The 24,462-nt window shown below is 57.0% G+C and carries 26 protein-coding genes and 1 tRNA gene; 18 read left to right on the top strand and 9 right to left on the bottom strand.

The features are described 5' to 3' along the window. Positions 1–13 precede the first annotated feature (13 nt). On the bottom strand, positions 14–769 hold the full coding sequence (gene gloB, locus IB144_RS21190) for a hydroxyacylglutathione hydrolase (RefSeq protein WP_004145833.1): 756 nt from the start codon (positions 767–769) through the stop codon (positions 14–16). Between the two features lie 32 nt (positions 770–801). Here gloB and IB144_RS21185 point away from each other — a divergent pair, with 32 nt between their 5' ends. After that, a complete protein-coding gene (locus IB144_RS21185) occupies positions 802–1,524 on the top strand; it encodes a class I SAM-dependent methyltransferase (protein ID WP_002889685.1) in 723 nt (240 codons plus the stop codon). Here IB144_RS21185 and rnhA read toward each other — a convergent pair. Beyond that, positions 1,521–1,988 (bottom strand): ribonuclease HI, encoded by a 468-nt coding sequence (gene rnhA, locus IB144_RS21180; protein WP_002889686.1) that lies wholly within the window; start codon positions 1,986–1,988, stop codon positions 1,521–1,523. The two genes, IB144_RS21185 and rnhA, sit on opposite strands and share 4 nt — an antisense overlap. 64 nt (positions 1,989–2,052) lie before the next feature. Between rnhA and dnaQ the strand changes: the two genes are divergently transcribed. Both dnaQ and IB144_RS21170 read left to right on the top strand, forming a co-directional pair. Next, positions 2,053–2,784: a DNA polymerase III subunit epsilon gene (dnaQ, locus tag IB144_RS21175; RefSeq protein WP_004152034.1), complete on the top strand. Its 732-nt coding sequence runs from the start codon at positions 2,053–2,055 to the stop codon at positions 2,782–2,784. 133 nt (positions 2,785–2,917) lie between these two features. Then, positions 2,918–2,994: transfer RNA gene (locus IB144_RS21170), tRNA-Asp, on the top strand. A 59-nt stretch (positions 2,995–3,053) separates the two neighbouring features. Here the strand turns inward: IB144_RS21170 and IB144_RS21165 are convergent. Beyond that, positions 3,054–3,935, bottom strand: coding sequence for a LysR family transcriptional regulator (locus tag IB144_RS21165; RefSeq protein ID WP_004145830.1), 882 nt, complete (start codon positions 3,933–3,935; stop codon positions 3,054–3,056). A gap of 103 nt (positions 3,936–4,038) precedes the next feature. On the opposite strand from IB144_RS21165, the gene eamB reads away from it, so the two are divergent. Continuing rightward, the gene (gene eamB, locus IB144_RS21160) at positions 4,039–4,629 is read left to right on the top strand and encodes a cysteine/O-acetylserine transporter (RefSeq protein ID WP_065888831.1); all 591 of its coding nucleotides are present in this window, start codon (positions 4,039–4,041) and stop codon (positions 4,627–4,629) included. Positions 4,630–4,659: 30 nt separating this feature from the next. On the opposite strand, the gene IB144_RS21155 is transcribed toward eamB, so the two are convergent. Both IB144_RS21155 and fadE read right to left on the bottom strand, forming a co-directional pair. Further along, entirely contained in the window at positions 4,660–5,430 is a 771-nt protein-coding gene (locus IB144_RS21155) for an amidohydrolase (RefSeq protein ID WP_002889689.1), read from the bottom strand. A gap of 177 nt (positions 5,431–5,607) precedes the next feature. Further along, positions 5,608–8,052, bottom strand: a complete 2,445-nt coding sequence (fadE, locus tag IB144_RS21150; protein WP_002889690.1) for an acyl-CoA dehydrogenase FadE — start codon at positions 8,050–8,052, stop codon at positions 5,608–5,610. A gap of 239 nt (positions 8,053–8,291) precedes the next feature. Between fadE and lpcA the strand changes: the two genes are divergently transcribed. Both lpcA and IB144_RS21140 read left to right on the top strand, forming a co-directional pair. Continuing rightward, positions 8,292–8,873, top strand: coding sequence for a D-sedoheptulose 7-phosphate isomerase (lpcA, locus tag IB144_RS21145; protein ID WP_004145825.1), 582 nt, complete (start codon positions 8,292–8,294; stop codon positions 8,871–8,873). A gap of 74 nt (positions 8,874–8,947) precedes the next feature. Next, entirely contained in the window at positions 8,948–9,715 is a 768-nt protein-coding gene (locus tag IB144_RS21140; RefSeq protein ID WP_002889696.1) for a class II glutamine amidotransferase, read from the top strand. Here the strand turns inward: IB144_RS21140 and dpaA are convergent. After that, positions 9,686–10,426, bottom strand: coding sequence for a peptidoglycan meso-diaminopimelic acid protein amidase (dpaA, locus tag IB144_RS21135; RefSeq protein WP_002889699.1), 741 nt, complete (start codon positions 10,424–10,426; stop codon positions 9,686–9,688). The two genes, IB144_RS21140 and dpaA, sit on opposite strands and share 30 nt — an antisense overlap. 411 nt (positions 10,427–10,837) lie before the next feature. On the opposite strand from dpaA, the gene IB144_RS21130 reads away from it, so the two are divergent. The 7 genes from IB144_RS21130 to nqrM are packed head-to-tail and all read left to right on the top strand — an operon-like array spanning position 10,838 to position 16,898. Then, entirely contained in the window at positions 10,838–12,181 is a 1,344-nt protein-coding gene (locus IB144_RS21130) for a Na(+)-translocating NADH-quinone reductase subunit A (protein ID WP_002889702.1), read from the top strand. 3 nt (positions 12,182–12,184) lie between these two features. Then, entirely contained in the window at positions 12,185–13,423 is a 1,239-nt protein-coding gene (locus IB144_RS21125; RefSeq protein ID WP_004147186.1) for an NADH:ubiquinone reductase (Na(+)-transporting) subunit B, read from the top strand. Continuing rightward, positions 13,416–14,210, top strand: a complete 795-nt coding sequence (locus tag IB144_RS21120) for a Na(+)-translocating NADH-quinone reductase subunit C (RefSeq protein ID WP_004177336.1) — start codon at positions 13,416–13,418, stop codon at positions 14,208–14,210. Before IB144_RS21125 ends, IB144_RS21120 begins: the two co-directional genes overlap by 8 nt. Next, positions 14,203–14,841 (top strand): NADH:ubiquinone reductase (Na(+)-transporting) subunit D, encoded by a 639-nt coding sequence (locus IB144_RS21115; protein WP_002889716.1) that lies wholly within the window; start codon positions 14,203–14,205, stop codon positions 14,839–14,841. Before IB144_RS21120 ends, IB144_RS21115 begins: the two co-directional genes overlap by 8 nt. Before the next feature lie 6 nt (positions 14,842–14,847). Further along, positions 14,848–15,444: an NADH:ubiquinone reductase (Na(+)-transporting) subunit E gene (nqrE, locus tag IB144_RS21110; RefSeq protein ID WP_004177335.1), complete on the top strand. Its 597-nt coding sequence runs from the start codon at positions 14,848–14,850 to the stop codon at positions 15,442–15,444. Positions 15,445–15,456: 12 nt separating this feature from the next. After that, positions 15,457–16,680 (top strand): NADH:ubiquinone reductase (Na(+)-transporting) subunit F, encoded by a 1,224-nt coding sequence (gene nqrF / locus IB144_RS21105; protein WP_002889720.1) that lies wholly within the window; start codon positions 15,457–15,459, stop codon positions 16,678–16,680. 2 nt (positions 16,681–16,682) lie between these two features. Beyond that, positions 16,683–16,898 carry a (Na+)-NQR maturation NqrM gene (gene nqrM, locus IB144_RS21100; protein WP_002889722.1) on the top strand — a complete coding sequence of 72 codons (216 nt, stop codon included), beginning with the start codon at positions 16,683–16,685 and terminating at the stop codon, positions 16,896–16,898. A gap of 222 nt (positions 16,899–17,120) precedes the next feature. Here the strand turns inward: nqrM and IB144_RS21095 are convergent, their stop codons facing one another. Continuing rightward, positions 17,121–17,981, bottom strand: a complete 861-nt coding sequence (locus tag IB144_RS21095; protein WP_040215267.1) for a glycerophosphodiester phosphodiesterase family protein — start codon at positions 17,979–17,981, stop codon at positions 17,121–17,123. A gap of 159 nt (positions 17,982–18,140) precedes the next feature. Between IB144_RS21095 and dinB the strand changes: the two genes are divergently transcribed. Together dinB and IB144_RS21085 are read left to right on the top strand one after the other, a co-directional pair. Further along, positions 18,141–19,196 carry a DNA polymerase IV gene (gene dinB, locus IB144_RS21090; protein ID WP_002889726.1) on the top strand — a complete coding sequence of 352 codons (1,056 nt, stop codon included), beginning with the start codon at positions 18,141–18,143 and terminating at the stop codon, positions 19,194–19,196. Positions 19,197–19,198: 2 nt separating this feature from the next. Then, positions 19,199–19,651: a GNAT family N-acetyltransferase gene (locus IB144_RS21085; protein WP_040215265.1), complete on the top strand. Its 453-nt coding sequence runs from the start codon at positions 19,199–19,201 to the stop codon at positions 19,649–19,651. Between the two features lie 42 nt (positions 19,652–19,693). Here IB144_RS21085 and pepD read toward each other — a convergent pair whose 3' ends face one another. Next, entirely contained in the window at positions 19,694–21,151 is a 1,458-nt protein-coding gene (gene pepD, locus IB144_RS21080; RefSeq protein ID WP_004152033.1) for a cytosol nonspecific dipeptidase, read from the bottom strand. Between the two features lie 257 nt (positions 21,152–21,408). Here pepD and gpt point away from each other — a divergent pair, with 257 nt between their 5' ends. The 3 genes from gpt (at position 21,409) to crl (ending at position 23,673) form a co-directional block, all read left to right on the top strand. Continuing rightward, the gene (gpt, locus tag IB144_RS21075; RefSeq protein ID WP_002889733.1) at positions 21,409–21,867 is read left to right on the top strand and encodes a xanthine phosphoribosyltransferase; all 459 of its coding nucleotides are present in this window, start codon (positions 21,409–21,411) and stop codon (positions 21,865–21,867) included. Positions 21,868–21,972: 105 nt separating this feature from the next. Next, a complete protein-coding gene (gene frsA / locus IB144_RS21070; RefSeq protein WP_002889742.1) occupies positions 21,973–23,217 on the top strand; it encodes an esterase FrsA in 1,245 nt (414 codons plus the stop codon). 57 nt (positions 23,218–23,274) lie between these two features. After that, the gene (gene crl, locus IB144_RS21065) at positions 23,275–23,673 is read left to right on the top strand and encodes a sigma factor-binding protein Crl (protein WP_002889793.1); all 399 of its coding nucleotides are present in this window, start codon (positions 23,275–23,277) and stop codon (positions 23,671–23,673) included. 85 nt (positions 23,674–23,758) lie between these two features. Here the strand turns inward: crl and csiR are convergent, their stop codons facing one another. Continuing rightward, positions 23,759–24,451, bottom strand: a complete 693-nt coding sequence (gene csiR, locus IB144_RS21060; protein ID WP_031591217.1) for a DNA-binding transcriptional regulator CsiR — start codon at positions 24,449–24,451, stop codon at positions 23,759–23,761. Positions 24,452–24,462 lie beyond the last annotated feature (11 nt).

Here is a 24,462-nt window from a genome sequence, read left to right as displayed (position 1 = left end):
CAAGAATTAAATATCAGAAGTCATCTTTCTTTGACCTTAACCATGCAAATCGCGCCACAGAGTGTTGCAAATTTGTTTCTTTGTTAATTTTGTCAATTAAATCAATATCATTTACGCGTAAAAATAAATTTATACGCCGCTCATTTTTCAGAGTTACGGGTAGTGTTTTTTGTTTTTTTGCACGTAACTCATTAACTTTATGATAGTAATCGTTTATGTCCCTATCATCTGGCAGGATACTCAATGCAAACTTCATATTCGCTAACGTATATTCATGTGCGCAACATATGAGGGTTTCTTCAGGAAGGGCGTTAATTTTCATAAATGATTGATACATCTGCTCTGCTGTACCTTCGAACAGCCTTCCGCAGCCGCCGGAAAACATCGTATCGCCACAGAACAGATAAGGTTCGCTGTAGTAACAGATATGTCCTAATGTGTGACCTGGCGTAGAGAAAATGGAAAAATCGTGCCCGAGAATTGACAGCCGATCGCCATCGCCTACCACCTGAGTGACGCCTTTATCCTGGGTTTCCGCCGGCCCGTAAACCACTATAGAAGGGAATTTTTCACGTAATTGTTTTACGCCGCCGACGTGATCCTGATGATGATGGGTCAATAAAATAGCCTCGGGCTGCCACTGGTTTTCCTCGATGGCTGCCAGAACCGGCGCGGCTTCGCCTGGATCTACGATGATGCAGCGGCCGTTATTCTCACTGAGAACCCAGATGTAGTTGTCCTGAAACGCGGGAATACTGATAAGATTCATAAATTACCTCTAAAGCGTAGCGGAAGGTGGCAATGAAGCCGGCAAGGATACCTCACACAGTGACAGCGCCTGAGCATTGGTCCAGTATGCCGTGGGGCGAATACTATCGCGAAACGCTGGAGCAGCAGATGAAACCGTGGCTGGCTAAATTATATGGCTTTCATCTGCTTAAGATTGGCAATCTGAGCGCGGAAATCAATACCGAAGCTTGCGCCATCTCGCACCAGGTGAATGTCTCGCTGGCGGGAAATCCAATGCAGGTCCGGGCTGACCCGCTGCATTTACCCTTTGCCGAAAAGTCCGTTGACGCCTGCCTGCTGGCGCACACCCTGCCGTGGTGTAGCGATCCGCATCGTCTGCTGCGGGAAGCCGATCGTGTACTGATCGATGATGGCTGGATGATCCTGACCGGGTTTAATCCGGTCAGCCTGATGGGGTTGCGTAAGCTGGTGCCGGTCCTGCGCAAAGGAACGCCTTATAATAGCCGTATGTTTACGCTGATGCGCCAGCTGGACTGGCTGGCGCTGCTCAACTTTGAAGTGCTGCACTATGGACGTTACCAGGTTTTGCCCTGGTCGCGCCATGGCGGCAAATTGTTGAGCACCCATCTGCCGGCGCTGGGCTGTTTGCAATTGATTGTCGCCCGCAAACGGACCATTCCGCTGACGCTCAATCCGATGAAATCCGGCAAAGCGAAAACTCAGCTGCGGCCGGCGGTGGGCGCCACCCGGCAGTGGCGCAAAGGGCAGAATTAACTCTCAGGCAGGTAGCCGACATCGTCCAGTGTGGGGTGGGAGGCCGCCGCGCGCGCCAGCTCGTCGCAGCGTTCATTTTCAGGATGGCCGGCGTGGCCCTTTACCCATTCCCATTTAATTTTATGCTGGCCAAGCGCGGCGTCCAGCCGCTGCCAGAGGTCGACATTTTTCACCGGCTTTTTCTCTGCCGTTTTCCAGCCGCGCTTTTTCCAGTTGTGGATCCACTGGGTGATCCCCTGACGAACATACTGGCTGTCAGTGCTGAGCACCACTTCGCAATGCTCTTTTAACGCTTCCAGGGCAACAATTGCCGCCATCAGTTCCATGCGGTTATTGGTGGTCAGACGGTAGCCAGCGCTGAAGGTTTTTTCGTGCTGGCGGTAGCGCATGATGGCTCCGTAGCCGCCAGGTCCTGGATTACCCAGGCAAGAGCCGTCGGTGAAAATTTCTACCTGTTTGAGCATCTCTGGTAGACTTCCTGTAATTGAAATCGATTTGTAAACGATAAGTCTGACATAAATGACCGCTATGAGCACTGCAATTACGCGCCAGATTGTTCTCGATACCGAAACCACCGGTATGAACCAGATCGGGGCACACTACGAAGGACACAAGATCATTGAGATCGGCGCCGTGGAGGTGATCAACCGCCGCCTGACCGGTAACAATTTTCACGTCTATCTGAAGCCCGATCGGCTGGTGGATCCTGAAGCATTCGGCGTACACGGGATCGCCGATGAGTTCCTGCTGGATAAACCTACCTTTGCCGACGTGGCTGATGAGTTTATGGATTACATCCGCGGCGCGGAGCTGGTGATCCATAACGCCTCGTTCGATATCGGCTTTATGGATTATGAATTCAGTAAGCTAAACCGCGGCATCGGAAAAACCGAGACCTTTTGTAAAATCACCGACAGTTTGGCGCTGGCGCGGAAAATGTTTCCAGGCAAGCGCAACAGCCTCGATGCGCTATGTTCGCGTTACGAAATAGATAACAGCAAGCGTACGCTGCACGGGGCGTTGCTCGATGCCCAGATCCTTGCCGATGTCTATTTGATGATGACCGGCGGCCAGACTTCGATGGCGTTCTCTATGGAAGGCGAAAGCCAGCAGCAGGCGGGAGAGATGGGAATTCAGCGCGTCGTCCGCGCCGGCAGTCAGTTACGCGTGGTTTATGCATCAGATGAAGAACTGGCGAACCATGAATCCCGCCTCGACCTAGTACAAAAGAAAGGCGGAAGCTGCCTGTGGCGTGCCTGATAGCCACTAAAATGAATTAAAAGTAGGCGGTTGGGTGATTTTTGCAGCAAACGATTCAAAATGGTAGAAAAAGCGTTGACGGGGTAGAGGGGAATCCGTAATATTCGCCTCGTTCCCAACGGAACAACAACGCGGAGCGGTAGTTCAGTCGGTTAGAATACCTGCCTGTCACGCAGGGGGTCGCGGGTTCGAGTCCCGTCCGTTCCGCCACTATTCAGAAAGCCTGAATCAGCAATGATTCAGGCTTTCGTCGTTTTCGTCGCCGAATTTCAGCGCGCCTCTTGTTCCTCCTGCATGCACTGCATAAATACCCGCATCGCCGGACTGATAGCCTTCCCGGCATGGTGGGCGCAGAGCGCATGGATCGTCAACGGCGTCTCGCTGAATGGCAGCTCAACCAGCGTCCCGCGCTTGAGCTCGTCCTCCACCGCAAAGCGTGGCAGAAAACTCACTCCCAGATTTCCCGCCACGCACTGCTTGATACTCTCAATACTCCACAGCTCAATGGTGTTCTCCAGAGTAATTTCGCGCTGGCGCAGGGTGCTTTCAAAAATCTGCCGGAACACGCACTGGGGTTCGTTGATGATAAAGCTCAGCGGGATATGCTGCCGCGGGCGCATGAAGTCTACCGGCGCCTGCTCGACCGATGCGACCAGCGTCAGCGACTGCTGGCCAAGCTCCATTATCGTGAGCGCGTCATCGTTACCCACCCGGTAAAACACCCCCAAATCGACCTCGTCGGCAAGCAACGCATCGCGGATGCTGTAGCAGTTGAGCGACTGCAGCGACAGGCGCACTTTCGGAGCGCGTTGCTTAAAACGCTGCAGCACCCGCGGCATTTTATACGCCAGCAGCGTTTCGCCAGTGGCGACGCGAAGTTCGCCGCCGGGCTCATCGTCCTGGCGTGCCGCCTGACGAATCGAGGCCATCACTTTAGTCAGGTCGTAGACATGCGGCAGGACCTTCTTACCGGCGGCGGTGAGACACATCCGTCGGCCGATTTTCTCAAACAGCGGGATGGCAAGCTCCTGCTCCAGCTGCTGGATATGAAAAGTCACGGTGGACTGAGTGCAGCATAGTTTCTGCGCCGCGCGCAGAAAGGAACCTTCTTCGACAACAGTTTTGAAGGTGATGAAGCGTCGCAGATCCATATTTCCTCTTTGTATCGATATTATCGAAGCGAGAATGAAAAAATATTCATTTTTTTAAATTATCAGCTTCGGGTAGTGTCTGCCAGACAAGAGGAGAAAACCCGTGACACCTACCCTGATAAGCGCCTTTTTAACTTACACTTTGATCACCGCCCTGACACCCGGGCCCAACAATATCCTGGCGCTGAGCAGCGTCACCTCCCATGGTCTACGCCGCAGCCTGCGGGTGCTGGCCGGGATGAGCGTCGGGTTTATTATCACTATGTTGATTTGCGCGGCTTTAACCTTTTCGCTGGTTGAACTCGACTCACGCTTTACCCTGGTATTGGGATGGATTGGCGCGGCGTACATCCTGTGGCTGGCCTGGCAGATTGCCAAAAGCAAACCGGCGACAGGGACGCCGAGTGTAGAACCGGTAGGCTTTTGGGCGAGTCTGGGGCTACAGTTCGTCAACGTTAAAATTATTCTGTATGGCATCACCGCGCTTTCTACCTTTGTTCTGCCCGTTACTCGCGAGCCTGTTTGGCTTATCAGCGTGAGTCTGCTGCTGGCGGCGATTGGCGCGCTGGGAAATCTGTGCTGGGCGCTGGCGGGGCATCTGTTTCAACGCCTGTTTTTGCTGAACGGGCGGCAACTGAACTGGATGCTGGCTGCGTTATTGGTCTACTGTGCTGTGCGGATCGTGGTGGAATAAAAAGGGAGCGCAGCGGCTCCCGAAGGGTGATTAGCCGATCGTGAAAGGATCGGCATCGCGCCAGGCGGGGAATTTTTCACGATATTCCTGAAGGGCGCTCAGCGACAGCTCGGCATCAAGACGAGTGGCCTGATGCGGATCGGCGGTGGCGATAATCTCCCCCTGGGGATTGATAATCCGACTATCGCCGCGGTAATGATGGCCGTTGCCGTCAGTGCCAACCCGGTTACAGCCGGCGACATAGGCCTGGTTTTCAATCGCGCGGGCGATCAGCAGCGACTGCCAGTGCAGCGAGCGCGGCGCCGGCCAGTTGGCGACATACAGCGCCAAATCATAGTCGTTCTGATTACGCGACCATACCGGAAAGCGCAGGTCGTAACAGACCAGCGGCAGGATCCGCCATCCACGCCATTCAAAGACCACGCGCTGGTTTCCGGCCTCATAGTGATGATGTTCATCGGCCATACGGAACAGGTGCCGTTTATCATAATGGTGCACCGTACCGTCAGGCTCGACCAGCAGGAAGCGGTTAACAGCGCCGTGTTCAGTTTGCAGCGCAGCGCTGCCGGCAATCAGCGCCTGGGATTGCGCAGCCCGGGCATGCATCCACTCCACCACGTCGGCCTCGGGTAAAGACTGTTTTGCCGCTTCCATGGCAAAGCCGGTGGTAAACATCTCTGGTAAAACAATCACATCGCGCCCGGTGATTCCTTCCAGTTGGCGATCAAAATGGCGCAGGTTGGCAGGGCCGTCCATCCAGACCAGCGGTTGTTGCAACAGCGAAATTTTCAGGCCAGGCACAATGGTCAACTCCATTCTCATGAGGGGGTTAGGTTAACTGTAACACCATATCAGCCGCGCGGCGGTCCGCGGAATATTTTGTTAAAAAAATGCTACTGATGGAAACGAAAGGGGAGGAGAGGGCGAAAAAAGGCGGGGAAAGTTCCCCGCCCGGCGTGTGATGTGGTAGTGGTTTTATTATGCAGCTTCAACTTTACGAACTTTTTCCGGCAGCTTTACCGGCTTTGTCGCCAGCTCCTCTGGCGCAAAGTCGTCGACGTTAATGCTGCGCAGACGGCTATGCTCTGCACGGGTAAGAATGGCGGCCTCATCCTGACTGATTAATCCTTTGGCCAGCGCGTTGTGGGCCAGCTCATCCAGACGGGTGAACGGCAGATTTTTACCCAACTCTTTGCAGATCCGCTGGTGGATAGGATCGGCCGCCATCACTTCCAGCAGGGCCTCTTCCAGCAGGCCTACCGGGTTATGCTCGCTCGGCGTCAGATACTGACCGCGGCCGATGCGGGAGCGCGTGGCGCTGGGCACCTGCAGAATTTTGGCGACCTGGTGGTCCAGCCTATCCGACGGCGCATGATGATGACGGCCGGTCGGGAAGATGACCAGGCGCATTACGCCTGCCACCAGACGGTTCGGGAAATTGTCCAACAGATCGTCAATGGCTTGCTCGGCCTGGTGCAGCGCGTCCTGTACCCCCCAGTGAACCAGCGGCAGATCGGCTTCATTGCGTCCTTCATCGTCATAGCGTTTCAGCACCGCCGAGGCCAGGTACAGCTGGCTTAACACATCCCCCAGACGGGCGGAGATACGTTCGCGTCGCTTGAGGCTGCCGCCGAGCACCGCCATTGAGACGTCTGACAGCAGTGCCAGGTTGGCGCTCAGACGATTCATTTGCTGATAGTAGCGACGGGTGGCGTCACGGGTCGGCGCGCTGCTGGTGCGCCCGCCGGTCAGGCCCAGCCAGAAACTCCGCACTTTATTACTGCCGACATGGCCGATGTGTTTGAACAGCAGCTTGTCATAGGCGTTCAGGTCATTATTCTGCGCGGCGGCCATCTCCTCCAGTACGTACGGATGGCAGCGAATCGCCCCCTGACCGAAGATCATCATGCTGCGGGTCAGAATGTTTGCGCCTTCCACGGTGATGGCGATAGGCGCGCCCTGATAGGCCCGGGCGAGGAAGTTGCCTTCGCCCAGCATAATGCCTTTCCCGCCGGTAATATCCATCGCGTCGATAATGGAGCGCTGGCCGCGGTGGGTGCAGTGATATTTCACGATAGCGGAAAGCACTGCAGGTTTCTCGCCGAGCATGATGCCGTAGGTGATCAGCGACGCCGCAGCGTCCATCACATAGGCGTTACCGGCGATACGCGCCAGCGCCTCTTCAATCCCTTCCATTTTGCCGATGGAGATTTTGAACTGGCGGCGAATATGAGCGTAAGCGCCAGTCGCCATGGCAACGGATTTCAGACCACCGGTGGCGTTGGACGGCAGAGTAATACCGCGGCCGACCGATAGACATTCAACCAACATGCGCCAGCCCTGACCGGCCATGCTTGGGCCGCCGATGATGTAATCGATAGGCACGAATATATCTTTGCCGCGGGTTGGACCGTTCTGGAACGGCACGTTCAGCGGGAAGTGGCGACGGCCGATTTCCACGCCCGGGGTGGAGGTGGGGATCAGCGCGCAGGTGATACCCAGCTCTTCTTCTCCGCCCAGCAAACGATCCGGGTCAGAGAGTTTGAAAGCCAGCCCCAGCACGGTGGCGATAGGCGCCAGCGTGATATAACGTTTGTTCCAGGTCAGGCGCATCCCCAGCACCTGTTGACCCTGCCAGTCGCCCATGCACACCACGCCGGTATCCGGGATGGCGCCGGCGTCAGAGCCCGCTTCCGGGCTGGTGAGAGCGAAGCAAGGGATTTCCAGGCCGCGTGCCAGACGCGGCAGATAATGATTCTTCTGTTCTTCGGTACCGTAATGCTGCAGCAGTTCGCCCGGGCCCAGCGAGTTCGGGACGCCGACGGTGATCGCCAGGATGCCGGAGACGCCAGAGAGTTTCTGCAGTACTCGTGCCTGAGCGTAAGCGGAGAACTCAAGTCCGCCATACTCTTTCTTAATGATCATCGCGAAGAAGCGGTGCTCTTTCAGATAGGCCCACAGCTCCGGCGGCAGATCGGCCATTTCGTGGGTAATGGCGAAGTCGTTAGCCATCCGGCAGGCTTCTTCAACTGGGCCGTCGAGGAAAGCTTGCTCTTCGGCGGTCAGCCGCGGCTGCGGATAGTTATGTAACTTTTGCCAGTCAGGATTGCCGCGAAACAGATCGCCTTCCCACCAGGTGGTGCCGGCGTCGATGGCTTCTTTTTCCGTGCGCGACATCGGCGGCATCACCTTGCGGAATGTGCGAAACGCCGGTGCGGAAATCATGGATTTACGCATAGGCGCAAAGTTAAACGGCAACAGTATGATCGCCAGCGGCAGCAGCAGCCAGATATTCCACACTCCGGCCGCGCCGAGCGCCGCGGTCCAGGCGAGCAAAATCACGCTGCTGAGCAGCAGGCTGACCCGGTGATAGAAGAGCGCGCCGAGTAAAACGACGGTTGCAACAATACTCAAAATCATCATAGAGAAATGCTCCCTGAGCTTGTAGGAGGTCTGACCACTTGTGATGTATTGGTTGTAGTGCATGCGTTTTTATTTAGCAATGTGTTTACAAAATAATTACAACCTTGCTCACATTGTTGTATGCAAAAGCGGCACATAAAATCAAAAGAGCGAGGGATAACGCTGCCTTCTGCTTCTCGCTTCGACGGCTATCCGGTACACTGCCGGGGTTATTCCACTCATACTGAAGGATTATCCTCATGTACCAGGATCTTATTCGTAACGAACTGAACGAAGCCGCGGAAACGCTGGCTAACTTTCTGCAGGACGAAGCTAATATCCATGCTATCCAGCGTGCCGCTGTCCTGCTGGCGGATAGCTTTAAGGCGGGTGGGAAAGTGCTGTCCTGCGGTAACGGCGGTTCCCATTGCGATGCGATGCATTTTGCGGAAGAGCTGACCGGACGTTATCGCGAAAACCGCCCGGGTTACCCGGCCATCGCGATCTCCGACGTCAGCCACCTCTCCTGCGTGAGCAATGATTTTGGCTATGAGTATGTGTTCTCCCGCTACGTTGAATCCGTTGGCCGCGCAGGCGATGTGCTGCTCGGTATCTCCACGTCTGGCAACTCCGGCAACGTGATTAAGGCCATTGAGGCCGCGCGGGCGCAGGGGATGAAAGTGATCACCCTGACCGGTAAAGACGGCGGTAAAATGGCCGGTAGTGCTGATGTGGAAATTCGCGTGCCGCACTTTGGCTACGCCGACCGCATCCAGGAGATCCATATCAAAGTGATCCACATTCTGATTATGCTGATCGAAAAAGAGATGGCGAAAGGCTAACAGGCAGGTGAGTGTGTACTGTTGACGGTGGCCTCGCTCCGGCGCCGTCGTGATTTGTGAGGGTGAGGTGATCTATGTGCGAACTGCTCGGGATGAGCGCCAATGTGCCAACCGATATCTGTTTTAGCTTTACCGGGCTGGTGCAGCGCGGCGGCGGGACGGGGCCGCATAAAGACGGCTGGGGCATCACCTTCTATGAAGGTAAAGGCTGTCGCACATTCAAGGATCCCCAGCCGAGCTTTCAGTCGCCGATCGCGAAACTGGTTCAGGATTACCCCATTAAGTCCTGTTCCGTCGTCGCCCATATTCGTCAGGCCAACCGCGGGAGGGTGGCCCTGGAGAACACCCATCCCTTCACCCGCGAACTGTGGGGGCGCAACTGGACCTATGCGCACAATGGGCAGCTAAAAGGCTATAAGTCGCTGAAAACCGGTAATTTTCATCCGGTAGGTGAAACCGACAGTGAAAAAGCGTTTTGCTGGCTGCTGCACCGTTTAACCGAGCGCTATCCGCGCACGCCGGGCAATATGCTGGGCGTTTTCAAGTATATCGCCACCCTCGCGGGTGAACTACGTGAGAAAGGGGTGTTCAACATGCTGCTGTCGGACGGGCGCTACGTAATGGCGTTCTGCTCGACCAATCTGCACTGGATCACCCGGCGAGCGCCGTTCGGCGTGGCAAAACTGCTGGACCAGGATGTGGAGATCGACTTTCAACGCGAGACCACACCCAACGATGTGGTCACGGTTATCGCCACGCAGCCGCTGACGGCCAATGAAACCTGGCATAAGATCATGCCAGGCGAGTGGGCGTTATTTTGTCTCGGGGAGCGTGTAGTTTGAGGCCAGCTGCGGCTGGACAACCTCGTGGCTGAGCGGCTTGCTCACCACATAGCGGCCGTCGGTCACTGATACGACCGGCGGTTTGTGGGTCTGCTGGAAATAGTCATAGCCAGGCTTGAGCTGTTTCCAGAAATCCGCGTAGTAGGAGTATTTGTGGCGTTCCATGTTGGCGTTGGTCATGCGGAACGGATAGATACTCACCTGCACGCTTGGCTGGCCGAAGACTAAGGCGCCGGTCACGAACTGGAAGATCTCATCGATACCGCTGTCGGTCATGGCGTAGCAGCCGACTGAGACGCAGTCGCCGTGGATCATCAGGTATTTCCCTTCATAACCATGGGCGCGATCGTAGGCGTTCGGGAAGCCGATGTTAATCGCTTTATAGAAGCGGCTGTCGGGTTTGAGCTGGCTGCGGGTGACGTTATAGAACCCTTCCGGACTCTTGAAATCGCCCTGGCGCTGTTTCGGACCGAGGCCACCGGAGTAGTTGCAGATCCGGTAGCTGTCGAGGAGCTGGTAGGTTTCACCCATTTTGACGTAAAGGTCGAGCATGCGCTCTTCTTTAAAGATCTCAATGTAAACCGGTGAACCCATTAATTGCTGCTTATATTCTTTGCTAACCGGCGTCGTCGGGCTGTTGCTGCTGAGCAGCCCGGCAAATGACACGCACGGCAACAGAAGCATCGCAATAAATAATGCGATTTTGCGCATACTGCTTGTTCCTTGATAAAACAAAATAGCCACATTGCCAGGACGGCAAGAGAGACCCGAAATCAGAGTTTTCTGGATTTAGAGCGCTCACATTAGCATCACGGCATTTTTTCGCAAGGGCGACGTGGCGGCGTTTACAAATCAGCCTCACTTTATACCCTGCCAGCGACGAAAACACAGTGAGAACTTTGCGCAATAGCTCGCATTTTAGAAGCACTTATCGCCCCTTGCGCTACAGCCGCCGCTCACGAAATGTTACACTTGCGCCGGTTCATCATCAGAGTAAGAAAGGATGCTTCTCTTCCGTCCTGAGCGCTACTGGCGCCGTTTCGCCCTTTCTTCTCTGCCATTCTGTCAATAAGCTGGCCCTGACCTGCGTCGGGGTTGAGGTTACGGATACCTGCTAACGATATGATTAAAATCACGAAAGGGCTGGATTTGCCCATAGCTGGCATGCCATTACAGCAGATTTCTCCCGCGCCAGCGGTGAAGCGCGTCGCGCTACTCGGCGAAGAGTACGTTGGCATGCGCCCCGCGATGGCGGTTAAAGAAGGCGATCGGGTCAAAAAAGGTCAGATCCTGTTCGAAGATAAAAAGATCCCTGGCGTCTGCTTTACCGCCCCGGCGAGCGGGATCGTCAGCGCGATCCACCGCGGCGAACGGCGCGTGTTGCAGTCGGTGGTGATTGATATCGAGGGCAATGACGCGGTGGCGTTTACCCGTTACGCCGCGGACGCGCTGGCCGAACTGCCGCGCGACACCGTACAGCAGCAGCTGCTGGCGTCGGGCCAATGGACGGCGCTGCGTACCCGACCGTTCAGCAAAACGCCGCTCCCGGGGAGCACGCCCGCCGCTATCTTTGTTAACGCCATGGACACCAATCCGCTGGCGGCGGAGCCGCAGCCGATTATTCTGGCCGAACGTGCCGCCTTCGACGCCGGTCTTACCGTGCTCACGCGCTTGACCGACGGGAAAGTGCACGTCTGCCAGCCCAGCGGCGGCAAGCTGGGCGGTCATCCTCTCGGCCAGGTCTGTTTCAATCAGTTCAGCGGGCCGCACCCGGCGGGGCTGCCGGGAACTCATATTCACTTTCTGGAGCCGGTGAGCCTGAATAAGCAGGTCTGGCACCTCAATTATCAGGACGCGATCGCCATTGGTAAGCTTTTCCTCGACGGGGAGCTCTACTGCGAACGGATAATTGCGCTCGGCGGCCCGCAGGTAACATCTCCGCGGCTGGTCAAAACGACGCTCGGCGCCAGCCTGGAGGATCTGCTGGCAGGTGAGTTGCAGGAGGGGGAAAACAGGGTCATTTCCGGCTCGGTGCTTAGCGGCGCCCGCGCCCATGGCCCTCACGCCTTCCTGGGGCGCTTCCATCTGCAGGTGAGCGTGGTCAAAGAAGGGCGGGAAAAAGAGCTCTTCGGCTGGGTGATGCCGGGCAAAGAGAAATTCTCGATTACCCGCACCACGCTGGGCCATTTCTTCAAGCGCAAGCGCTTTCATTTTTCCACCGATACCAACGGCGGCGAGCGGGCGATGGTGCCGATCGGCAACTACGAGCGGGTGATGCCTCTGGATATCCTGCCGACCATACTGCTGCGCGATCTGCTGGCCGGAGACACCGACAGCGCTCAGGCGCTGGGCTGTCTGGAGCTGGATGAAGAAGATCTGGCGCTGTGCACCTATGTTTGCCCTGGAAAGTATGAATATGGCCCGGCGCTGCGCAGCGTGTTAACCCGGATTGAGCAGGAAGGATAAGAGATGGGCTTAAAGCACCTGATTGAGAAACTTGAGCCGCATTTCACGCATGGCGGCAAGCTGGAAAAATATTACCCGCTGTATGAGGCGGCGGCGACCATCTTCTACACGCCGGGCCAGGTAACCCGCGGCGCGGCGCACGTGCGCGACGCCATCGACCTGAAGCGGATGATGATCCTCGTGTGGTTTGCCGTATTCCCGGCGATGTTCTGGGGCATGTACAACGTTGGGCTGCAGACCATTCCGGCGCTGCACAAGCTATACGGCGCCGAACAGCTGCAGCAGGCGATCGCCAACAACTGGCACTACAGCGTCGCCCAGTGGTTAGGGGTGAGCTTCAGTGCCGACGCCGGCTGGCTGAGCATGATGACCCTGGGCGCGGTCTTCTTCCTGCCGATCTATATTACCGTTTTTATCGTCGGTGGCTTCTGGGAAGTGCTGTTCGCGATTGTGCGCAAGCATGAGATTAACGAAGGTTTTTTCGTTACCTCTATTCTCTTCGCGCTGATTGTGCCGCCCACGCTGCCGCTGTGGCAGGCGGCGCTGGGGATCTCCTTCGGCGTGGTGATCGCCAAAGAGATTTTCGGCGGCACCGGGCGCAACTTCCTCAACCCGGCTCTGGCGGGGCGCGCGTTCCTGTTCTTCGCCTATCCGGCGCAGATTTCCGGCGACCTCGTATGGACCGCGGCGGACGGTTTCTCCGGCGCCACGCCGCTCTCCCAGTGGGCCAGCGGCGGCGGTGAAGCGCTGGTGAACGTGGCGACTGGCGTGCCGGTGAGCTGGATGGATGCCTTCCTCGGCAATATTCCCGGCTCAATTGGCGAAGTGTCAACGCTGATGATCTTCATCGGCGGGGCGATCATCCTCTTTGGCCGCGTCGCGTCCTGGCGCATCGTCGCCGGGGTAATGATCGGCATGATCGCCACCGCCACCCTGTTTAACGTTATCGGCTCCGACACCAACCCGATGTTCGCTATGCCATGGTACTGGCATCTGGTGCTCGGCGGTTTCGCCTTCGGGATGATGTTTATGGCGACGGACCCGGTATCCGCCTCGTTTACCGATAAAGGGAAATGGAGTTACGGCGTGCTGATCGGCGTGATGTGCGTGCTGATCCGCGTGGTGAACCCGGCTTATCCGGAAGGGATGATGCTGGCGATCCTCTTCGCCAACCTCTTCGCACCGCTGTTCGATTATCTGGTGGTGCAGGCCAATATTAAGCGGAGGAAGTCGCGTGGCTGAGAAGAAAAGTAACGATAGCATCGGCAAAACGCTGCTGGTGGTGCTGGTGCTTTGTCTGGTCTGCTCCATCGTGGTGGCGGGCTCGGCCGTGGGGCTGAAATCCCGCCAGCAGGCGCAGCGGGCGTTGGATAAGCAGCGCAATATCCTGGCAGTGTCAGGGCTGATGCACCCCGGTATGGATGCGGACGCGGTAGCGGACACCTTCGCGGCGCGCATTACCCCGCGACTGGTGAATCTGGCCACCGGAGAACTGCTGGAGAAAGACCCGGGTAAATTTAATCAGGCTCAGGCGCTGAAGGATCCGCAGCAGAGTATGGCCCTGGATGCCAGTCAGGATCCGGCTGGTATAAAGCGACGCAGTAATCTGGCGGAAATTTACCTGGTGCGCGACGCGCAGCAGAAGATTGAGCAGGTGGTGCTGCCCATTTATGGCAACGGCCTGTGGTCGATGATGTATGCCTTCGTGGCGCTGGACGTCGATGGCCGCACGGTAAAAGGCATTACTTACTACGATCAGGGCGAAACGCCGGGGCTGGGCGGCGAGGTGGAAAACCCGAACTGGCGCCAGCAGTTTGTCGGCAAGCAGGTGCTGGATGACAACGGCATGCCGGCGCTGAAGGTGGTGAAAGGCGGCGCGCGCGCAGGCGATCTCCACGCGGTTGACGGTTTATCCGGCGCCACGCTGACGTCCAATGGCGTACAGCATAGCTTTGATTTCTGGATGGGCGAACTGGGCTTTGGTCCGTTCCTGAAAAAGGTTCGTGAGGGAGAGCTGAATAATGGCTGAACAGAGCGATATGAAAGAGGTGAAGCGCGTGCTGGTGGGGCCGCTCATCGCCAATAACCCCATCGCCCTGCAGGTGCTGGGTGTCTGCTCCGCACTGGCGGTAACCACCAAACTGGAAACCGCCTTCGTGATGACCATTGCGGTGACCCTGGTGACGGCGTTCTCCAGCATGTTTATCTCGATGATCCGCCACCATATTCCCAATAGCGTGCGCATCATCGTGCAGATGGCGATCATCGCCTCGCTGGTGATCGTGGTGGATCAGCTGCTGCGGGCTTTCGCCTATGAGACCTCCAAACAGCTGTCGGTATTCGTCGGGCTTATCATCACCAACTGCATCGTGATGGGCCGCGCCGAAGCCTACGCCATGAAGTCGCCGCCGCTGGCGAGCTTTATGGATGGTATTGGCAACGGTCTCGGCTATGGCGCGATCCTGATTATCGTCGGCTTCCTGCGCGAGCTTATCGGTAGCGGCAAGCTGTTCGGTATCACGGTGCTGGAGACGGTGCAGAACGGCGGCTGGTATCAGCCGAACGGCCTGTTCCTGCTGGCGCCGAGCGCGTTCTTCATTATCGGTTTGCTGATCTGGGCCCTGCGTAGCTGGAAGCCTGAGCAGCAGGAAAAGGAGTAATCGGTGATGGCTCATTACATCAGCCTGTTTGTCCGCGCGGTGTTCGTTGAGAACATGGCGCTGGCCTTCTTCCTCGGGATGTGCACCTTTCTTGCGGTGTCGAAAAAGGTCTCCACCGCCTTCGGCCTCGGCGTCGCGGTGACGGTAGTGCTGGGGCTTGCCGTGCCAATCAATAACCTGGTCTATAACCTGGTGCTGCGCGACGGCGCGCTGGTTGAGGGGGTGGATCTCAGCTTTCTTAACTTCATCACCTTTATCGGAGTGATCGCCGCGCTGGTGCAGATCCTCGAGATGATCCTCGATAAGTATTTTCCGGCACTGTACAACGCGCTGGGCATCTTCCTGCCGCTGATTGCGGTTAACTGTGCGATTTTCGGCGGCGTGTCGTTCATGGTGCAGCGCGATTACAACTTCCCGGAGTCCATCGTCTACGGCTTCGGCTCCGGCATTGGCTGGATGCTGGCGATCGTGGCGATGGCGGGGATCCGCGAAAAAATGAAGTACGCCAACGTGCCCGCCGGTTTGCGCGGGTTAGGGATCACCTTTATCACCACCGGACTAATGGCGCTGGGCTTTATGTCCTTCTCCGGCGTGCAGCTATAAGGGCGAATAAGTATGGAAATTATTCTTGGCGTCGTGATGTTCACGCTGATTGTGCTGGTGCTGTCGGGGCTTATCCTGGCAGCGCGCTCAAAGCTGGTGAACGCGGGCGACGTGGTTATTGAGATCAATAACGAAGCGGATAAACAGATCCGCACCCCGGCGGGTGACAAACTGCTGAACACGCTGTCCAGCAACGGGATCTTCGTCTCCTCCGCCTGCGGCGGCGGCGGCTCCTGCGGCCAATGTCGGGTAACTGTTAAAGAGGGCGGCGGGGATATCCTGCCGACCGAGCTTTCGCATATTACCAAGCGGGATGCCAAAGCCGGTTGCCGTCTGGCCTGTCAGGTGGCGGTGAAGCAGAACATGAAGATTGAACTGCCGGAAGAGATTTTCGGCGTCAAAAAATGGGAGTGTGAAGTTATCTCTAACGATAACAAAGCCACTTTCATTAAAGAGCTCAAGCTGCGGATCCCGGAGGGGGAGGTGGTGCCGTTTCGCGCCGGGGGCTATATTCAGATTGAATGCCCGCCGCATAAAGTAGCCTATGCAGATTTTGATGTTCCCGATGAATACCGTTCAGACTGGGATAAGTTCAACCTGTTTCGCTATGTCTCTGAGGTGAAAGAGCCGACCCTGCGCGCCTACTCAATGGCTAACTATCCGGAAGAGAAGGGCATCATTATGCTCAATGTGCGCATCGCGACGCCGCCGCCGAAGGTCCCGGATGCGCCGCCGGGGATCATGTCATCCTATATCTGGTCGCTGAAGCCGGGCGATAAGGTGACGATTTCCGGGCCGTTTGGCGAGTTCTTTGCTAAAGAAACCGACGCCGAGATGGTGTTTATCGGCGGCGGCGCCGGGATGGCGCCGATGCGTTCGCATATTTTCGACCAGCTCAAGCGCCTGCACAGCACGCGCAAAATCAGCTTCTGGTACGGCGCCCGTTCGCTGCGCGAAATGTTCTACGATGAGGAGTTTGAACAGCTGGCGCGCGACAATCCAAACTTTACCTTCCACGTCGCGCTCTCCGATCCGCTGCCGGAAGATAACTGGACCGGGCATACCGGCTTTATTCATAACGTTCTGTACGAGAACTATCTACGCGATCACCCGGCGCCGGAAGACTGCGAGTTCTACATGTGTGGGCCGCCGGTAATGAACGCCGCGGTAATTAAGATGCTCAAAGATCTGGGCGTCGAGGACGAGAATATTCTCCTCGACGACTTTGGAGGCTGACGATGCTGACGGTATTTATCGCGACCTTTGTGATTTTTGCGCTGGTGATCCTCGGCATGTCGCTGGGCTACCTGGTGAAGCGCAAGAGCATCCAGGGCAGCTGCGGTGGGATCTCCGCGCTGGGGCTGGAGAAAGTCTGCGATTGTCCGGAACCGTGCGACGCGCGTAAAAAGCGCCTCGCCCGCGAGGCGCAGCGTCAGCAGCGGCGTATTTTGTAATGCCCGGCGGCGCTGCGCATGCCGGACCTGCTGCTTCAGTTTTGTAGGCCGGGTAAGGCGCCAGCCGCCAGCCGGCATAAAGCGGCTCCGTGCCCGGCGGCGCTGCGCTTGCCGGGGCTGCTGCTTCGGTTTTGTAGGCCGGGTAAGGCGCCAGCCGCCACCCGGCAACAACATGCCAGCAATGTGAGGCCGCTTTCGCGGCCTTTTTAGCCGTTGACTCCCTTACTGCCAGCTTTTCGCCTGCGCCGGAGAATCCACCATCACCCCGTCGGCGCCCAGTTCTTTCGCCGTGCGGTAGTCTTCCGCACTGTTGATGCCGAAGAAGATAATGTGCGCTTTATCCTGCGAGCGGAAGCAATCCATTGCCTCTTTATCCCAGGTGAGCGTCGCCGGGGAGATCCCTTCGCCAAGGGTGAATTTCTCCACCACCTCGACTTTGCGCTTCAGCTCCAGTCCATACCACTGCTCACCATCGCGTTGACTCGCTGGCTGGCACTGATGGCTGAGCGAAATATTGGCAAGCCTGGTGCGGGTTTCACTGCGAGGGACAAAGCGAGGGATGGCTGGCGGCAGGGCGGCGATATAGCGGTCTTCGGTGGAATAGACCCGCACGCGATCGAGGCTATCGGTGGTTTTTAACACTTCAAGCAGGCGCTGGCCCATCACGGTCGGATCGGCATCCGGAGATTTGATATCGATATAGAAAAAAGTGTGCGGCCATTGCTGTAAAACGCTTTGCAAGGTCGGAATGGTGGCCTGCTTACCGCGCCACGGGTGGCTGTCACCCCCCCATTTCCAGCCGGCGTCGACTTTCGCCAGCTCGGCGGCGGTCAAACTGGAAACTTTGCCCTCGCTATTGGTCAATGCGGAAAGATCGCTTGACCGGTAGAGCACCGGTACGCCGTCGCGGCTTAACTGCACCGTGACCCAGATGGCTTCGGCGTTATTCTCCAGCGCCAGCTTAATGGCCGGCAGGGTATTTTCCGGCGCATCGCCGGTGCCGCCGCGGTGGGCTATCAGCTGTGGAGCGGCCCAGGCGCCAGCGGTGGCCAGCAGGCAAAGCGCGGTAAGTATTTTCTTCATGATTACATCTTCCTGATTTATCTTTTAACTCAATGAAAATAAACATAATTTATTGCGGTTTTATGTTTTAACCGCTTTTTTAGCCGATGAAATAAAAAAAGCATAAAATTCGCATCTGATTTTGCTATGCTGTATGGGTATACAGTGTTGAGTCTGACGATGCGTAAAATTATCCATGTCGATATGGACTGTTTCTTTGCGGCGGTGGAGATGCGCGACAACCCAGCGTTGCGCGATATTCCCCTCGCGATAGGCGGCAGTCGGGTACAACGTGGCGTGATTAGTACCGCGAACTATCCTGCGCGTAAGTTTGGCGTGCGCAGCGCCATGCCGACGGCGACGGCGCTCAAGCTGTGCCCGCATCTCACGCTGCTTCCCGGCCGCTTCGATGCCTACAAAGAAGCCTCGAACCATATCCGCGAAATTTTCTCCCGCTATACCTCGCGCATTGAGCCGCTGTCGCTGGATGAAGCCTATCTTGACGTCAGCGACAGCGAGCATTGTCACGGGTCAGCCACCCTGATAGCCCAGGAGATCCGCCAGACCATCGAACGGGAGCTGCGCCTCACCGCCTCGGCGGGGGTGGCGCCGGTGAAGTTTCTCGCTAAAATCGCTTCAGATATGAATAAACCCAACGGCCAGTTCGTTATCGCCCCCCATCAGGTGGCAGAGTTTGTGCGGGCGCTGCCGCTGGCGAAAATACCCGGCGTCGGGAAGGTATCGGCAGCGAAGCTGGAAAATATGGGCCTGCGAACCTGTGGCGATGTGCAGAACAGCGATCTGGCCATGCTGCTTAAGCGCTTCGGTAAATTCGGGCGTATTCTGTGGGAGCGCAGCCACGGGATTGATGAGCGGGAAATTCATAACGATCGGCAGCGTAAATCGGTGGGCGTGGAGCGCACCTTAGCGGAAGATATCCATGAATGGCCGGAGTGCGAAGCGATTATCGAAAACCTCTATCCCGAGCTGGAGAGGCGACTGGCGAAGGTCAAACCTGATCTGCTGATCGCCCGCCAGGGCATTAAACTGAAATTCAATGATTTCCAGCTGACCACCCAGGAGCACGTCTGGCCGCGGCTGAACAAAGAGGATCTGATCGCCACCGCGCACAAAGCCTGGGATGAGCGCCGCGGCGGACGGGGCGTGCGCCTGGTTGGGCTCCACGTGACGTTGCTCGATCCGCAGCTGGAAAGGCAGCTTTTATTAGGGATTTAGCCATGCATATTCGTGCTTACCGCGACAGCGATTTGCCACTGCTCTGCCAGATCTTTCTGCGCGCGGTGCGGGAAACCGCCAGTCGGGACTATACCCCGGGGCAGATCGCGGCCTGGGCGCAGGTGGATGAGACGCGCTGGCGACAAAAGCTGGCCGACTCAATCGGCCTGGTGGCCGTGGTCAACAGCCAGCCGGTTGGCTTTATCACCGCCATCGGGACGCATATCGATTTGCTGTTCGTCTCGCCGGATCGTGCCCGCCAGGGTATCGGCGGCGCGCTTATCGAGGCGCTCTGCGCTCAGTATCCAGCGCAAGTCCTGACGGTGGACGCCAGCATTACCGCAAAGCCCTGTTTTACGGCTCATGGTTTTAAGGTGGTGGCTGAGCAGCGGGTGGCGGCGCGCGGGGAGTGGTTTATTAATTACCGGATGGAAAAACGCGTGGCGCTAAGGTGATGCGGGGTAAAACCGGCGGCGGGCCGCCGCCGGTTGTGGGGCTTATTTAGCCGGAATGGCTTTCAGCAGCTCGGTCAGCAGCGTCCAGTACTGACCGACGCTCTCGATATGGACCTGCTCATCCGGGGAGTGCGGACCGGTAATGGTTGGCCCGATGGAGACCATGTCCATCTCCGGATACGGTTTTTTGAACAGACCGCATTCCAGACCGGCGTGAATGATCTGGATGTTCGGCGTCTTGTTGAACAGACGCTGGTAAGTCTCGCGTACCAGGTGCATCACCGGCGAATTGGCGTCCGGTTGCCAGCCAGGGTAAGCGCCTTTGGCTTCGGTTTTCGCCCCCGCCAGCTTACCCAGAGAATCCAGCATGCTGACCACGTAGTCTTTGCCGCTGTCGATCAGCGAGCGGATCAGGCAGTGGATCTGTACGTTGTCATCGGTCATGGTGACGACGCCGACGTTCAGCGAAGTTTCCACGACGCCTTTCGCCACGTCAGAGTTGCGGATAACCCCGTTCGGCGTGGCGTTCAGCAGACGGATGAAAGTGTCGCGGGAAGCCTGAGTCAGCGCCGCTTTGTCGTTATCGACCGCTTCCACGAGCACCACCAGGTTCTTCTCTTTGGCCTCCAGCTCGTTTTTCAGCAGCGCCTGGTAAGTATTCACCAGCGCTTTCAGCGCATCGGCTTTATCCGCGGCGACGGCGACAGTAGCGTAAGCTTCACGCGGGATGGCGTTGCGCAACGTGCCGCCGTTGAAATCGACCAGACGCAGATCCAGCTCATCGGCGTGGCCGGCGAGGAAGCGCGACAGCAGCTTGTTGGCGTTACCCAGACCAAGGTGAATATCACCGCCGGAGTGGCCGCCTTTCAGCCCTTTTAAGGTGACTTTAAAGCTCTGGAACCCGGCGGGAATCGCTTCGCGGGTCAGCGCCAGGTTAGAGGTGAAATCGATCCCGCCGGCGCAACCCATGTAGATTTCGCCTTCTTCTTCGGAGTCGGTGTTGATCAGGATATCGGCCTGTAGCCAGTTGGCCTGCAGACCGAACGCGCCGTCCATGCCGGCTTCTTCGGTCATGGTCAGCAGCACTTCCAGCGGGCCGTGAGCGACGCTATCATCGGCCAGTACCGCCAGTGCGGACGCCATTCCGATACCGTTGTCCGCGCCCAGCGTGGTGCCGCGCGCTTTCACCCATTCGCCGTCAATGTACGGCTGGATCGGATCTTTAACGAAGTCGTGGACGGTGTCGTTATTTTTCTGCGGCACCATATCGAGGTGCGCCTGCAGCGCTACCGGCTTACGGTTTTCCATACCGGCAGTCGCGCCTTTACGAATCAGAATGTTGCCAACCTGGTCGCGTTCCGCATGTAAGCCTTTTTCTTTTGCCCAACCCATAATGTGCTCGGCGAGCTGTTCTTCGTGATAGGACGGGTGCGGGATGGAGCAAATCTTGGCAAAAATATCCCAAAGCGGCTGCGGGGATAGTTGAGACAGTTCAGACACGGTAAGTCTCCTTACAGACTCCTGCATACAGCGGTTGCAGGACGAGGGTTAGCGTTAAAATACACAACAAGCCCGGGCTTGCGCGATGGGGTTGAGAATACCACTTTCCACCGCCGCAGGTAGTGTAAACAACGCAAAAAGCGTTGCGCAAACCGCTTAACACTGGTTTTTAGTGCGTCAGATCTCTATAATCTCGCGCAACCATTTTCCCCCTCGAACATTATTTAAGCCGTATTACACAGGCTGGGACACTTCACATGAGCGAAAAATACGTCGTCACCTGGGACATGTTGCAGATTCACGCCCGCAAACTGGCCAGCCGTCTGCTGCCGGTTGAGCAATGGAAAGGCATTATTGCCGTTAGCCGCGGCGGACTGGTACCGGGAGCCTTACTGGCGCGTGAACTGGGCATTCGTCATGTTGATACCGTATGCATCTCCAGCTACGACCATGATAACCAGCGCGAGCTGAAAGTGCTGAAACGTGCGGAAGGCGATGGCGAAGGCTTTATCGTCATCGACGATCTGGTGGATACCGGCGGTACCGCCGTGGCGATCCGCGAAATGTATCCCAAAGCGCACTTTGTCACCATTTTCGCCAAGCCGGCAGGCCGCCCGCTGGTGGACGATTACGTTGTGGATATTCCGCAGGATACCTGGATTGAACAGCCGTGGGATATGGGCGTGGTGTTTGTACCGCCTATCGCAGGTCGTTAATTCTTCAGGACAGTGCTATTTACCACGCCCGGCTTGCCGGGCGTGGTTTTTTTTATCCTTTAGCAGGTTACAATATCCGGAGTGGCACTACGACGGAGACTGCACATGTCACAGGCTAACCTCAGCGAAACGCTGTTTAAACCTCGCTTCAAACATCCCGAAACTTCTACGCTGGTGCGTCGGTTTTCTGCCGGAAAACCCCAGGCGATGCAGTCGGCGCTGAGCGGCAATCACGTCGATCACTGGTACCGTCTGATCAACCGTTTGATGTGGATCTGGCGCGGCGTAACTCCGCAGGAGATCCTCGATGTGCAAGCGCGCATTGTGATGAGCGAGGCCGAACGAACCGATCCTGAGCTATTCGATACCGTCATCGGCTATCGCGGCGGCAACTGGATCTTCGAGTGGGCGAAAGAAGCCATGCAGTGGCAGCAAAAGGCCGGGCAGGAAGCCGATCCTTTGCTGAGTGGCCGCCACTGGCTGCATGCCTCGAACCTGTATAGCATTGCCGCTTATCCGCATATTAAAGGCGATGAGCTGGCGGAACAGGCGCAGGCTTTAGCCAACCGGGCGTATGAAGAAGCCGCCCAGCGGCTGCCGGGCTCGCTGCGCGAGCTGGAGTTCACCATCCCTGGCGGCTCGCCGATAACCGGGTTTTTGCATATGCCGAAAGGCGAGGGGCCGTTTCCGACGGTGCTGATGTGCGGGGGGCTGGACTCGCTGCAGACCGATTATTACAACCTGTATGAGAACTACTTCTCACCGCTCGGCATTGCCATGCTGACCATTGATATGCCCTCCATCGGCTTCTCGTCAAAATGGACGCTAAATCAGGACACCAGCCTGCTGCATCAGCACGCGCTGCGCCATCTGGAAAATGTGCCGTGGATTGACCATACCCGGGTCGCCGCTTTCGGCTTCCGCTTTGGCGCCAATATCGCGGTGCGTCTGGGCTATCTGGAGCCGCAGCGGCTGAAGGCTGTAGCCTGTCTGGGCCCGGTCGTTCATGGTCTGCTGGTGGATCCCCTGCATCAGGGGCGCGTGCCGGAGATGTATCTTGACGTGCTGGCTTCGCGGCTGGGCATGCATGACGCCTCCGATGAAGCGCTACGCGTGGAGCTCAACCGCTATTCGTTAAAAACCCAGGGACTGCTGGGGCGCCGTTGCCCGACGCCGATGCTCTCCGGCTTCTGGAAGGACGATCCGTTCAGCCCCGAAGAGGAGTCGCGGTTAATCACCTCGTCATCTGCCGATGGCAAACTGCTGGAGATCCCGTTTAACCCGGTGTATCGCAATTTTGATCACGCATTGCGACAGATCGCCCGCTGGATCAATCATAGATTTGGTTAATTTATTGCTAAATTCTATTGGTTTGGTAAAACAGTTGCATCACTAAAGGAGATCGCAATGACGTTACCGAGTGGACACCTGAAAAGTAAGTTGATCAAGAAATTCACGGCGCTGGGGCCTTACATTCGCGAAGAGCAGTGCCATGATAACCGTTTCTTTTTCGATTGCCTGGCAGTTTGCGTCAATGTTAAGCCCGCACCGGAGAAGCGTGAATTCTGGGGCTGGTGGATGGAAATGGAAGCACAAGAGTCACGTTTCACCTACAGCTACCAGTTTGGCCTGTTCAATAAGGAAGGATCATGGCAGGCGGTCGACATTGACGACCCGGAAGTGAGCGACAGGCTGGAAAAAACGCTGCGCGAGTTTCACGAGCGCGCAGCAGCGCTGCTGACCACCTTTAATCTGAAGCTGGAACCGGCCGACGATTTCAGCGAGCCGGTTCGCCTGCGGGCCTGATTGATCTACGGATACGATTTCTCCACGCCCGTGCGGCGTGGAGGAGCGTGACGCCATACCCGTAATTTCAACCCCACCATCTGACTCACCCTGCCTGCGACGACAGCTTGCCAGCCATCGCCTGCTGAATAATCGGGATCGGAGTCAGTAAGTGCTCACGCATCAGCGCGCTGGCCTGTTCGGCGTCGCGCGCCAGAATAGCGTCCACCAGGGTCTGATGCTGGACATGCTTATCTTCCAGCATCTCCACCGACAGCACGGTGGTGCGCAGCCAGATGAAGCGGTAGCGCGCCGCCAGATCGAACAGCCGTTCGCGCATCTGCAGCAGATACTGCGAACCGCAGCCGGCGACGATGGCGGTGTGAAACGCCTGATGGCGCTGGTCCCATTCATCGAGTAGGTGCTCACTCGCTTCGCACGATTCCAGCTTGTTGAGCAGATGGGCGCGGGCCAGCAGCTCGGCTTCCCACTCGTCGCCGCCGCGTTCAATGGCGAGACGCACCAGCATGGCCTCCATGTTGGCGCGCGCGTCGAAGATATCGAGAAGCTCCTGTTCCGACATGGGCGCCACCCGATAGCCTTTCTGATTGACCACCGTTACCAGCCGCTCGGCCACCAGTTGCGAAAGCGCCTCGCGCAGCGGACCGACCCCCAGGCCATAGCGCGACGTCAGCAGGCTCATCCGCAGCTTCTCATCGGGGTGGTAAACCCCGCGGATGATGTCGTTTTTTAACCAACGGTATCCGTCAATGGCCGTCGCCTGGGGAATGGCGGTCATGTTCTTACTCC

It is taken from the genome of Klebsiella sp. K4, from assembly GCF_014596785.2.
Classification (GTDB): domain Bacteria; phylum Pseudomonadota; class Gammaproteobacteria; order Enterobacterales; family Enterobacteriaceae; genus Klebsiella; species Klebsiella pneumoniae.
The sequence above is the reverse complement of the archived record's forward strand: the minus strand, read 5'-3'. Positions and strand labels throughout refer to the sequence as shown.